At 64.9% G+C, this 12708-nt stretch carries 8 protein-coding genes and 1 pseudogene; 3 read left to right on the top strand and 6 right to left on the bottom strand.

The annotated features are described in order from the left end of the window. Positions 1–61: 61 nt before the first annotated feature. Genes PIN01S_RS16045 through PIN01S_RS16030 form a run of 4 tightly spaced genes read right to left on the bottom strand, consistent with a single transcriptional unit; the run spans position 62 to position 4551 of the window. Complete coding sequence (locus PIN01S_RS16045; RefSeq protein ID WP_084336819.1) at positions 62–1048, bottom strand: DUF4340 domain-containing protein; 987 nt, start codon at positions 1046–1048, stop codon at positions 62–64. 10 nt (positions 1049–1058) lie between these two features. Beyond that, a complete protein-coding gene (locus PIN01S_RS16040; protein WP_084336818.1) occupies positions 1059–2894 on the bottom strand; it encodes a GldG family protein in 1836 nt (611 codons plus the stop codon). A gap of 2 nt (positions 2895–2896) precedes the next feature. Continuing rightward, the gene (locus PIN01S_RS16035) at positions 2897–3631 is read right to left on the bottom strand and encodes an ABC transporter permease subunit (protein ID WP_084336817.1); all 735 of its coding nucleotides are present in this window, start codon (positions 3629–3631) and stop codon (positions 2897–2899) included. Next, positions 3628–4551, bottom strand: coding sequence for an ABC transporter ATP-binding protein (locus tag PIN01S_RS16030; RefSeq protein WP_084336816.1), 924 nt, complete (start codon positions 4549–4551; stop codon positions 3628–3630). Before PIN01S_RS16030 ends, PIN01S_RS16035 begins: the two co-directional genes overlap by 4 nt. 225 nt (positions 4552–4776) lie before the next feature. Here PIN01S_RS16030 and plsB point away from each other — a divergent pair, with 225 nt between their 5' ends. The 3 genes and pseudogenes from plsB (at position 4777) to PIN01S_RS16015 (ending at position 8472) form a co-directional block, all read left to right on the top strand. Further along, positions 4777–7263 (top strand): glycerol-3-phosphate 1-O-acyltransferase PlsB, encoded by a 2487-nt coding sequence (plsB, locus tag PIN01S_RS16025; RefSeq protein WP_084336814.1) that lies wholly within the window; start codon positions 4777–4779, stop codon positions 7261–7263. A gap of 90 nt (positions 7264–7353) precedes the next feature. Next, the gene (locus PIN01S_RS16020) at positions 7354–8031 is read left to right on the top strand and encodes a DUF4197 domain-containing protein (protein WP_084336812.1); all 678 of its coding nucleotides are present in this window, start codon (positions 7354–7356) and stop codon (positions 8029–8031) included. A 16-nt stretch (positions 8032–8047) separates the two neighbouring features. Further along, positions 8048–8472 (top strand): annotated as a pseudogene (locus tag PIN01S_RS16015) (group II truncated hemoglobin). Positions 8473–8503: 31 nt separating this feature from the next. Here PIN01S_RS16015 and PIN01S_RS16010 read toward each other — a convergent pair. Then, positions 8504–11572 (bottom strand): efflux RND transporter permease subunit, encoded by a 3069-nt coding sequence (locus tag PIN01S_RS16010; RefSeq protein WP_084336810.1) that lies wholly within the window; start codon positions 11570–11572, stop codon positions 8504–8506. Between the two features lie 5 nt (positions 11573–11577). After that, a complete protein-coding gene (locus tag PIN01S_RS16005; protein WP_084336808.1) occupies positions 11578–12681 on the bottom strand; it encodes an efflux RND transporter periplasmic adaptor subunit in 1104 nt (367 codons plus the stop codon). Positions 12682–12708: the final 27 nt, after the last annotated feature.

Below are 12708 nucleotides of genomic sequence, written 5' to 3'. Positions count from 1 at the left end.
GAGTGAAAAGCAATTTTTTCCGGACAGCCGGAAGCCCCGTGGCACGGGGCTTCCACGCATTTCAAGGGGTCTTTTCGGGTAACAAATCCTTCAACTTCTTCGCCATCGCCTGGTACTGATAAGGCTCCAGACGGTAGGTCCAATCCGCCTTCGCGGGTACCTCGGCCTCGGACAGGCCTTCGCGTTCCGGCAGTGTCAGCCAGTGCTCTCCGCCCTGTGCATAAACGGCCCCCTTGAGCCGTCCGCTGGCAAAGGTGGCGAGCGTGAACTCCAGTTCCGGCTTGCCCTTGAACTGCACCTGGGCCAGGGGCGCCGCCTCGGCGAAGTCCAGGCGCGAGAGCGGCATGACCATGCCGTTGGCGACCGCCTCGTAGGCCAACCGCTGGCCCTGCGGCATCTGCCGGACCTTGAGGTTGGGCTCGTCCTTGCTCTCGCGGAACAGCGTCAGTTGCTCGCCGGCATGGCGCAGGTCGAATTCGCGAATGTCGCCAAAGGGGATCACCGTTACCCGCCGGTCGAGCCAGGCCAGCTCGTTGGCCGGCATCTCGATGCTCTGGTTGACCAGCCACACCTGCGGGTCCCCGGCCAGACGCACCATCTGGCCACGTCCCTGGGGAGCCGCCTTGCCGATCAGCAGGCGCACCGGCTCACCGGTACCGCGCTCCAACGTCAGTCGAGTGGCCTGCTCGCCCTCCTTGCCCTGCTCAGCCAGACCGAGGCGACCGTGGAACTCGGGGTTGCGGGTCTTCGCCTCGACCTTGCGAGCCTCGCTCAAGGCACGCAGCAGCTCGGCCAGCGGTTGCCCGGCGGCCGGGTAGTCCGACTTGGCCGGCACCACCCAGACGCCGTCCTTGCGTGCCAGACGCACCAGCGGCTGGCCGGGACGCTGTATCTCGATGGCGCTGACTTCGTTGAACTTGCCCTGCAGCATCGGCAACAACGGTTCCTGGGCGGTAGCCACCGGCTGCGGCTCGCGCTGCAGCCAGAAGAAGGCGATCAGCAGCGCGGCGGCCAGCAAGGCCAGGAACGACAGACTTCTACGACCCATGGATTCCTCCTCAAGCCTGACGGCGGCGGCGCCACACCCAGAGGGCCAACACGGCAAGCGTCAGCACGAGGGGCACCAGTGCGATATTGACGAACTTCAGGGTGCGGCCCAGCTTTTCGATATCCGCGTTCAGCTGATAGCGCACCTCGCGCAATTCCTTCCGGATACGAACCTTTTCCTGGAGGAACTGCTGCAACGTGGCCTGCTGTTCCGGCGTCAGCTCCAGGACCTTGGCCGGATCGTCGCTGCGTTGCAGGGCGGCCAGCTTCTGTTCGGTGTCGGCGAGACGCTGTTGTAGGACCTGTTCCTTCTCGCGGAACTTGACCTCGGCGTCGCGCTGCAAGGCTTCCACCACGGTGAAGGGCCGGGTGAAACGGCCACGGGAACGCACGCTGATCAATGCGTCCGAGCCGGCCAGATTATCCAGCGCGTTGATGGCGAAACCGGCGTTGTCCGCCCAGGGCTGCGGGATACGCTGGCCGAAGAAGTCCTGCACCTGCACCCACATGCGATCGGTCAGCAGGTCGGTGTCGGCCACCGCGATCACGTTGATGTTGGCCGCTTCCTTGAGTCCGTCCTTGCGGCCTTCGATGCCGTCCGGGAAGGCGCTCTTCGCCGGACCGCTGATACGCGCCGCGATGGCATAGCGCTCGCCGGTGGGCTCCAGCTCGCGGATCAGCTCTTCGGGGTTACTCAGCATGGCGAAGCGCTGGGCGTCGAACGGCATGGCGTATTCGGAACTCTGGATCAGCGGCGTGAAGTGGGTCTGGGCCCCCTCCACCGGCTCGAGAATGCCGGCCGTGGCCACCGTGACAGTTTCCAGGCCCGAGGTGCTGACGTCATTCTGGTCGAGGGCCTTCTGCGGCAGGCTCAGCCAAGCCGCATGGCGCACCGGACGCTGGCCCTGCCCCATGCTCACGGCCATGGCATAGGAGCCGTCGCCGAGCACCTTGCCGGGCATCAGGCGCAGCCCCCAGGCCTTGAACAGCGGCTCCAGATCGGAGGATTTGTCGCCGGCCATCTCGCCCGGCATTTCCATGCCGTTATCCGCTTCGCTGTACGGGTCGACGAACACCAGCAACTTGCCGCCACGCAGGACGAACTGGTCGATGGCATAGAGGGTCTGCTGCGGCAGTTGCTTAGGATGCACCAGCCACAGCACGGAAACGTCTTCCGGGATCTGGTCGATGTCGTTTTTCAGGCTCTCGATCTTGAACAACTGGCGCACTTCTTCCATCAGCATCCACGGCGGTGTCGGCTGACGGCTCATCATGTCGAAGCCACCGTTCATCTGCAGGCCAGACAACACGCCCACCACCGGCCGGTCGGGCTTGGCCAGGCTCTGCACCAGGCGGCTGATCTCGTATTCGAGGAACTCTTCCTGGTCCATCGGGAAGAACGGAATGATCTGCACGCCGTCCAGGCTGTTGGTCCCGGCCAGGCCGAAGTAGACCTGCTCGCCGCCCTGGTTCAGCGGTACCGCCTGCAGACCGAACTCCGCCGCCTTGTCTTCGTCTTCCGAGAACGGCTCGGGATCGACGATATGCAGTTTGATCTTGCCGTCGGCGGCACGCTCGTAGGCCTTGAGCATCTCTTCCACGCGCTTGGCGTAGTTGCGCAGGGTCACTAGGTCCTTGGCGGTCTTGTCGGAGTAGAAGAAGTACAGGTTGATCGGCTCGTCCAGCTCATCGAGGATGCGCCGGGTGCCGTCGGAAATGGTATAGAGCTTCTGCTCGGTCAGGTCCAGCCGCGCGTCGGTGAACGCCAGGCTGGACACCATGTTGAAGGCGAGGAAGGCCAGGGCGATCAGCAACAGCCCGGCGCCGGAATACAGGAGTCTCTTCATGTTCAGTCAGCCTTCTTCAGATCGACCACCACCGCCGTGGCAGCCAGCCAGGCGGCGATCAGGGTGACGAAATAGAGCAGGTCGCGCAGGTCGATCACGCCCTTGCTGATGGCGTCGAAGCGAATCAGGAAGCTCAGCGACGACACCGCATCGAGCAGCCACTGCGGCGCCCAGGCGTTGAACGCGTCCAGCACCAGCGGGAACCCGCTGACGATGAACAGGAAGCACACGCTCACCGCCAGGATGAAGGCGATCACCTGGTTCTTCGCCAGCGCCGACATGCAGGAGCCGATCGCCAGGTACGAGCCGGCCAGCAGCCAACTGCCGATGTAGGCGGTGAGGATGGCGCCGTTGTCCGGCTCGCCCAGGTAGTTGACCGTGATCACCATGGGGAAGGTGAGCATCAGCGCGATGCCGGCGAACGCCCAGGCGGCGAGGAACTTGCCGGTGACCGCCTCGAAGCGGGTGATCGGCAGCGTCATCAGCAACTCGATGGAGCCGGACTTGCGCTCCTCCGCCCAGAGGCGCATGGCGATGGCCGGCACCAGGAACAGGTAGAGCCAAGGGTGGAAATTGAAGAACGGCGACAGGTCGGCCTGGCCGCGCTCGTAGAAGCCGCCCAGGTAGAAGGTGAATACCCCGGACAGCACCAGGAAGATGACGATGAACACATAGGCCAGCGGGGTCGCGAAGTAGCTCGCCAGCTCGCGCTTGAAGACGACGAGTAGCTGTTTCATGCCGCTTCTCCCCGGGTCAGGGTGCGGAACACCTCATCGAGGCGCCCACGCTCCACGTCCAATTCCTTGATTTTCCAGCCGCGCTCGCGGATCAGATCGTTGACCTGCGGGAAGATCACCTCGCCCGGCTTGGCCAGCACCGTCAGGCTGTTGGCGATGCCGTTTTCCTCGATACCCGCCACGCCCGGCAATTCCGCCAGCGCCGCGACGTCCAGCGCATCCTCGGCCACCAGGGTCACCGCCTGGTGATAGCGCGAACGGCTCTCCAGTTCGAAGGGCGTGCTGTCGGCCACCAGCCGGCCGCCGGCGATCACCACCGCGCGGGTACAGACGGCGGTCACTTCCTCGAGGATATGGGTGGAGATGATGACGATCTTGTCCTTCGCCAGGCTCTGGATGAGCTGGCGGACCTGATGTTTCTGGTTGGGATCGAGGCCATCGGTAGGTTCGTCGAGGATCAGCACCTTGGGATCGTGGAGGATCGCCTGGGCCAGCCCGACGCGACGCTTGAAGCCCTTGGACAGCGTCTCGATGGATTGTTCGAGGACGTTTTCCAATTCCACCAGGGCGACGGCCTTGCTGACCCGTTCTTTCTTCTCGGCACCCCGGAATCCACGCACCTCGGCGATGAACGCGAGGAAGCCGCGCACCGTCATGTCGCCGTAGCAGGGCGCGCCTTCCGGCAGGTAGCCGATCTGCCGCTGGGCCTGGAGGGTCTGGGTCTGGATATCGAAACCGAGGATGCTGGCGGTGCCCGAGGTCGGCGCGAGGAAGCCGGTGAGCATCTTCATGGTGGTGGATTTACCGGCGCCGTTCGGGCCGAGGAATCCCAGCACTTCTCCCTGCTGGACTCGGAAGGACAGGTTGTCCACCGCGGTGTGCTGCGCGAAACGCTTACTTAGATGACTGATCTCGATCATGGCCTCTCACCATTCCGGTCAAGACCCTTCCGTTCGCCAGGACGGCACCGGACGGGCCCTCTGCAACGACGCCGGACTATATGGGGGCGCCCGCGGCCATTGCAAGACGCCCGGCGTGAAGCGGGTTGCAGAATGTTTTCAGTGATTTACAGGTTTTTTGCGGCCCACTGGCGGATACGGCACACTAGCCGCCCCGAGCTTCGCTCGACACCGTCACCCGATCGTATGACCCGCTCCCCGTTTCGCCGCCTCGCCTTCGGTACCCTGCGCCGCCTGCTGTATCTCTGGGTGCGCTCGGAAACCATCAACCAGTCGGCCTTTTCCCTCCAGCTCGACCGCAGCAAACCGGTGTTCTACGTGCTGCAGCAGCCCTCGGTCAGCGACCTCGCGGTGGTCGATACGGAATGCACCAAGGCCGGCCTGCCGCGTCCGGTGCTGCCGGTGGCGGTGGGTGGCCATGTCGAGCCCGCGGCCTTCTTCTATTTGACCCCGGCGCCCGGCTGGCTCGGCCGCCAGGGCAAGCGCGGTGCCTCGCCGACGCTGGTGCGGCTGGTCAATGCCCTCGGCCAGCACAACGTCGAGGATGTGCAGATCGTCCCGGTCAGCGTGTTCTGGGGCCAGTCGCCGGATCGCGAGACCAGCCCCTGGAAACTGCTGTTCGCCGACACCTGGGCGGTCACTGGGCGCCTGCGCCGGCTGGTGAGCATCCTCATCCTCGGCCGCAAGACCCGAGTGCAGTTCTCCACACCCATCCACCTGCGCGAGCTGGTCGAGCAGGACAAGGGCGAGGAGCGCACCCTTCGCATGGTCCATCGCATCCTGCGCGTGCATTTCCGCAACCAGAAGACCGCCGTGATCGGCCCGGACCTGTCGCACCGGCGCAATCTGGTGAAAGGGCTGGTACACGCGCCCCTGGTTCGCCAGGCCATCCTCGACGAGGCCGAGCGCGAGAAGATTTCCGTGGAGAAGGCCGAAGCCCAGGCCCTGCGCTACGGCAACGAGATCGCTTCGGACTTCGCCTACACCGCGATCCGCTTCCTCGAAGTGGTGCTGTCGTGGTTCTGGAACAAGCTCTACGAGGGCATCCGGATCAACCACATCGAGCAGGTGCAAAGCGTGGTGCACGGCCACGAGGTGATCTACGTGCCCTGCCACCGCAGCCACATCGATTACCTGCTGCTGTCCTACCTGTTGTTCCGCAACGGCCTGACCCCGCCGCACATCGCCGCCGGGATCAACCTGAACATGCCGGTGATCGGCGGCCTGCTGCGCCGGGGCGGCGCCTTCTTCATGCGCCGCACCTTCAAGGGCAACCCGCTCTATACCGCGGTGTTCAACGAATACCTCTATACCTTGTTCAGCCGCGGCTTCCCGGTGGAGTACTTCGTCGAAGGCGGCCGTTCGCGTACCGGCCGCATGCTGCAACCGAAGACCGGCATGCTCGCCATCACCCTGCGCAGCTTCCTGCGCTCCTCGCGCCTGCCCATCGTCTTCGTGCCGGTCTATATCGGCTACGAGCGGGTGCTGGAGGGCCGTACCTACCTTGGCGAACTGCGCGGCGCAGCGAAGAAGAAGGAATCGATCTTCGACCTCTTCAAGGTCATCGGCGCCCTCAAGCAGCGCTTCGGCCAGGTCTGGGTCAACTTCGGCGAGCCGATCAAGCTGGCCGACTTCCTCGACCGCGAACAGCCTGGTTGGCGTGATCAGGAACTCGGCCCGCAATATCGCCCGGCCTGGCTCAACGAGACCACCAACCGTCTCGCCGACCGCGTCGCCCAGCACCTGAACGAAGCGGCGGCGGTCAACCCGGTCAACCTGGTCGCCCTGGCGCTGCTGTCCACCAGCAAGCTGGCGCTCGACGAGAAGGCTCTGGCGCGGGTGCTGGACCTCTACCTGGCGCTGCTGCGCCGGGTGCCCTACTCGGTCCACTCCACACTGCCGGACGGCGATGGCCAGGCGCTGATCGAATACGTCCGCAGCATGGACCTGCTCGCCGAACAAAAGGACGCCCTCGGCCGCATTCTCTATCTGGACGAACAGAACGCCGTCCTGATGACTTACTACCGCAACAACATCCTCCACGTCTTCGCTCTGCCGGCGTTGCTCGCCAGCTTTTTCCAGAGCAGCGCGCGGATGAGCCGCGAGCAGATCCTGCGCTACACCCGCGCGCTCTACCCCTACCTGCAGTCGGAACTGTTCATTCGCTACGAAGTGGAAGAGCTGGATGCGGTGATCGACGACTGGCTGGCTGCGTTCGTCGACCAGGGCCTGCTGAAGTTCGAGAACGACGTGTTCGTGCGCCCGGCGCCCAGCTCGCGGCAGTTCGTCCTGCTGACCCTGCTGGCCCGCGCCATCGTGCAGACCCTGCAACGCTTCTACATGGCCATCGCCCTGCTGATCAACGGCGGGCAGAACACACTGTCTGCCGAGGAGCTGGAGAATCTCTGCACCGTGATGGCCCAGCGCCTGTCGATCCTCCATGGCTTGAACGCCCCGGAATTCTTCGACAAGAGCCTGTTCCGCCACTTCATCCAGAGCCTGCTCGACCAGGGTGTGCTGCGCCAGGACGAAGCAGGCAAGCTCAGCTACCACCCGCAGCTCGGCGAACTGGCCGAAGGCGCGGCCAAGCGCGTGCTGCCGGCGGAAATCCGCCTGTCGATCCGCCAGGTAACCATGGAGCGTAGCGAGGACAGTGCCGAGGCCGTGGTCTAAGGCATTGTCGCTGTTCTTGAGACTGGCGCCGGTTCGCACCGGCGCCAGCGTCCGCTATGCTCGCCCCGACGCCTTTTCGAGGAACCCCACATGCTTCGCCTGACCACCCTGCTCGCCACCCTTACCCTCTCCGCCAGCGCATTCGCCCTGTCGCTCGCCGATCTCAGCCAGTCCGAAGCCAGCGGCGGTCTTAAGGATGCTCTCGCTCAGGGCGCCAAGGTGGCCGTGCAGCAACTCGGCAAACCCGGCGGGTTCAGCAACGATCCCGAGGTGCGCATCGAACTGCCGGGCAAGCTCGGCAAGGCGGCCCGCACCATGAAGATGATGGGCATGGGGGCGCAGGTCGAACAGCTCGAAACCAGCATGAACAAGGCCGCCGAAGCGGCGGTGCCGGAAGCCCAGGCCTTGCTGCTGGACGCAGTGAAAAAGATGACCGTGACCGACGCCAAGGGCATCCTGTCCGGCCCCAACGACGCTGCCACCCAGTACCTGAACCGCACCAGCCGCGAGCAGATCCGCGCGCGCTTCCTGCCAATCGTGAAGAAGGCCACCGATCAGGTCGGCCTGGCCCAGCAGTACAACGCCTTCGCCAGCCAGGCGGCCACCTTCGGTGTCATCGACGCGAAAAGCGCCAGCGTCGAGGGCTACGTCACCGAGCAGGCGCTGAACGCGCTCTTCGAGGTGATCGCCAAGCAAGAGGCGAGCATTCGCCAGAACCCGGCTGGTGCCGCCACCAGCCTGGCGAAGAAAGTCTTCGGCCTGCTCTAACCGGAGCCTGGATGCGATGAGCGAAAAGCCCGTCTACGGTGTCGGCGATGCCTCCTACCGGGCTCCGGAGGTATCGAGGGACTTCGCCGGTTGGTCGACGAGTTCTATCGGCAGATGGACGAATGGCCCGAGGCCGCCGCCTTGCGGCGCCTGCATCCCGAAGACCTGGCACCGAGCCGCGACAAGCTGGCCAGCTTTCTCAGTGGCTGGCTCGGTGGGCCGAAGCTGTTCAGCGAGAAGTACGGCCCCATCGCCATTCCTTCTTTCCATGCGCAATGGCCGGTCGACGAAGCCTTAAGCGAAGCCTGGCTGGGCTGCATGGCGCGCGCCATCGGCAAGCAGGGCTATGCGCCGGACTTCGCCGACTACCTGCTGGCTCAACTGCGGGTGCCGGCGCAACGCATCGTCCAGGCCAGCCGCAATCGGCATGGCCTGACATGACAGGGCGGGAAACCCGCCCTGAACGACCTCGTCAGCTTTCCTTCTTCACCCTGAACCAGGCGGCATACAGCGCCGGCAGGAACAGCAGGGTCAGCGCGGTGGCAACCACCAGGCCGCCCATGATAGCCACGGCCATGGGGCCGAAGAAGATGCTGCGCGACAGCGGGATCATCGCCAGTACCGAGGCCAGCGCCGTCAGCACGATGGGCCGGAAGCGGCGCACCGTCGCCTCGATGATGGCGTGCCAACGGTCCAGGCCGGCCTCGATGTCCTGTTCGATCTGGTCCACCAGGATCACCGAGTTGCGCATGATCATGCCGGCCAGGGCGATGGTGCCGAGCATCGCAACGAAGCCGAACGGCTGGCGGAACACCAGGAGGAACAGGGTCACGCCGATCAGCCCCAGGGGCGCGGTGAGGAACACCATCGCCGAGCGCGAGAAGCTCTTCAGTTGTGCCATCAGCAGCGTCAACACCACCACCACGAACAATGGCAGGCCGGCGTTTACCGATTTCTGCCCGCGCGCCGAGTCCTCCAGGGTACCGCCCACCTCCAGCAGGTAACCGGACGGTAGTTTGGCGCGAATCGGCTCCAGGGTCGGCAGGATCTGGCTGACCAGCGTGGCCGGCTGCTCGGGCCCGTAGATATCGGCGCGCACGGTGACGTTGGGCAGACGGTTGCGGTGCCAGATGATGCCTTCCTCGAAGCTGTAGTCGAAGGTGGCGATCTGCGACAGCGCGACACTGCGGCCATTGCTGGTGGGCACCGCCAGGCTCTGCAGCAGCGTGAGGTCGTTGCGCTCGCGCGGCGTGCCGCGCAGAAGGATTTCGATCAGCTCGTTGTCTTCGCGGTACTGGCTGACGCTCGATCCGGTCAGGGAGCTCTGCAGGAAACGCGACACATCCGCAGTGCTGACACCCAATGCACGGGCCCGCTCCTGATCGATATTCAGGCGCACCACCTTGCTCGGCTCTTCCCAGTCCAGGTGCACGTTCACCACGTAGGGATTCTCGCGTACCTTGGCCTCCACTTCGCGGGCCAGGGCACGGACCTCCTCGATGTGCTCGCCGGTCACGCGGAACTGGATCGGATAGCCCACCGGCGGACCGTTCTCGAGGCGCGAAACGCGACTGCGCAAGGTGGGGAAATCCTCGTCCATGGTCTTGATCAGCCAGCCACGGATGCGCTCGCGATCCTCGACGGTCTTCGCCAGCACGACGAACTGGGCGAAGCTGGCCGCTGGCAGTTGCTGGTCGAGCGGGAGATAGAAGCGCGGCGATCCGGTACCGACATAAGCTACGTAGTTGTCGACGCCCTCATGTCCGGCGATCAGCTTCTCCAGGCGCTTGACCTCGGCCTCGGTGGCCACCAGAGACGCGCCCTCGGCCAGTTTCAGGTCGACCATCAGCTCCAGCCGCCCGGAGGCCGGGAAGAACTGCTGCGGCACGAAACGGAACAGCACCACCGCCGCAACGAAAGCGCCGACGGTGAGCAACAGCACCGTCTTGCGCCGCCGGACGCACCATTCCACTACTCGCCGAAAACGCTGGTAGAACGGCGTGGAGTAGGGGTCGTGGCCCTTATCGCTACCGCCATGCTTCTCGGCATGACGTTTGGCCAGGTCCGGCAGCAGGCGCTCGCCGAGATAGGGCACGAACACCACCGCGGCAACCCAGGAGGCCAGCAGCGAGATAGCCACTACCTGGAAGATCGAACGGGTGTATTCGCCGGTACTGGACTCTGCCGTGGCGATCGGCAGGAAGCCGGCAGCGGTGATCAGGGTCCCGGTGAGCATGGGAAAGGCGGTGCTGGTCCAGGCGTAGCTGGCCGCCTTGAGACGGTCGAAGCCCTGCTCCATCTTGATCGCCATCATCTCCACCGCAATGATCGCGTCGTCCACCAGCAGCCCGAGGGCGAGCACCAGCGCGCCGAGGGAGATCTTGTGCAGCCCGATATTGAAGTAGTTCATGATGGCGAAGGTCATCGCCAGAACCAGCGGGATCGACAACGCCACCACCAGACCGGTGCGCAGCCCGAGGGAGAAGAAGCTCACCAGCAGGACGATGACCAGCGCCTCGGCCAGTACCCGGACGAACTCGCCCACGCCGGTCTTCACCGCCGCCGGCTGGTCAGACACCTTGCGCAGCTGCATGCCGACCGGCAGGTTTTCCTGCAATAGGGCGAACTCATGTTCGAGGGATTCGCCCAGGGCCAGGATGTCGCCACCCGCCTTCATCGAAACTGCCAGACCGATGGCGTCCTCGCCCATGAAGCGCATGCGGGGCGCCGGCGGGTCGTTGAAGCCACGCCGCACATCGGCCACGTCGCCGAGGCGGAAGGTACGGTCGCCGACGCGGATGGGGAAATTGCGGATCTCCTCCACCGACGCAAAACGACCGGATACCCGTAGCTGTACCCGGTCGCTGGCGGTTTCGAAGAAGCCGGTGGCCGCCATGGCGTTCTGCTCTTCAAGCGCTTGCTGCACCGCCTGGAGCGGCACGCCGAGGGTGGCCAGCTTGACGTTGGAAAGCTCGATCCAGATTTTTTCGTCCTGCAGGCCGACCAGCTCGACCTTGCCCACGTCCTTGACCCGCTGCAACTGGATCTGCAGGCGGTCGGCGTAGTCCTTGAGAACGGCGTAATCGAAGCCTTCGCCGGTCAGCGCGTAGATGTTGCCGAAGGTGGTGCCGAACTCATCGTTGAAGAACGGCCCCTGGATGTCCGGCGGCAGGGTGTAGCGGATATCGCCGACCTTCTTGCGTATCTGGTACCAGAGCTCGGGGATGTCAGCGGAATGCATGGAATCGCGGGCCATGAAGGTCACCTGCGATTCACCAGGGCGAGAGAACGAAACGATCCGCTCGTAGTCGCCGGTCTCCATCAGCTTCTTTTCGATGCGCTCGGTGACCTGCCGGGAGACCTCTTCGGCGCTGGCACCCGGCCAGAGGGTGCGGATGACCATGGCCTTGAAGGTGAACGGTGGGTCCTCGCTCTGCCCCAGTTTGGAGTAGGACAGCGCACCGACCGCGCCCATCAGCAGCATGATGTAAAGAACGATCTGACGATTGCGCAGCGCCCAGGCAGACAGGTTGAAGCCCATCGCGGTCACTCCTTCGCCGCCAGTTCGACCACCCGGTTATCCCGGTCCACCGGCCGTACCGCCTGCCCCTCCCGCAGCAACTGGACACCCGCTGCCACCACCCAGTCGTCCACCGACAATCCTTCCAGGATCGGCACCCGTTTCTCGCCGAACGCCCCGGTTCGCACCGCACGCCGCTGCAGCGTGGAATCCTTGGGATCGACCACCCAGACGAACGGCCTGCCGCCTTCCGCGCTCAGCGCCGACAGCGGCACCGATAGCGGCACGTCACCGTTCACCTTGACGAATACCCGCGCACTCTGGCCCAGCTCGGCGGGCACCTTGCCCTCGCTGAACGCCACCCGCGCGGCGAAGGTGCGCGACTGCGGGTCGGCAGCAGGGGCCAGCTCACGGATGCGGCCGGGGAAGCGTTGATCGGGCTGCGACCAGAGTTCCACCGAAACGTCCTGGCCGATGCGGAAGCGCTCGAACACCTGCTCCGGCACGCTGAACAGCACTTCGCGCTCGCCATCGGCGGCCAGGGTGAAAACCGTCTGCCCAGCGGCGACCACCTGCCCCACTTCCACCTGGCGGCTGGCGATCACGCCGTCCTGCGGCGCGCGCAGCACGGTGTAGGCGGCCTGGTTGCTGGCGACGTTATATTCGGCGCGGATCTGCTTCAGCCGGGCCTCGTTCGAGCGGTAGACGTTCTCCGCATTGTCGTACTGCGAGCGACTGACCAACTGGCGCTCCAGCAGGGTCTTGTAGCGGTCGCGCTCGGCGCGGGCCAGTTGCAGGTTGGCTTCCGCCGCCGCCACCTGGGCACGGGTGGCCTCCAGTTGCAGGCGCACGTCCTCGGGGTCCAGTTCGGCCAGCGGCTGATCCTTCTTCACTCGCGCCCCGACATCCACCAGGCGCTTGGCCACCTTGCCGCCGATACGGAAGGCCAGCTCGGGTTCGTAGCGCGCCCGCACCTCGCCGGGGTAGGCTTCCATCGCTTCGGCCGCCGGCTTCGGCTTGACGACCATGGCCGGCCGGACCGGCTGCTTGACGGGCTCGCCGTTACCGCAGGCGACGAGGAGACTGGCGAGGCTGAGAGATGCAGCGAGAGACAGGACGTGGCGAAACATGGGAGATGACCTTTCGCACAGAGCGGT

Origin of the sequence: Pseudomonas indica NBRC 103045 (genome assembly GCF_002091635.1) — a bacterium.
Taxonomy (GTDB): Bacteria; Pseudomonadota; Gammaproteobacteria; order Pseudomonadales; family Pseudomonadaceae; genus Pseudomonas_M; species Pseudomonas_M indica.
Note: the sequence above shows the minus strand (reverse complement) of the source record. Positions and strands in the feature narration are given on the sequence as shown.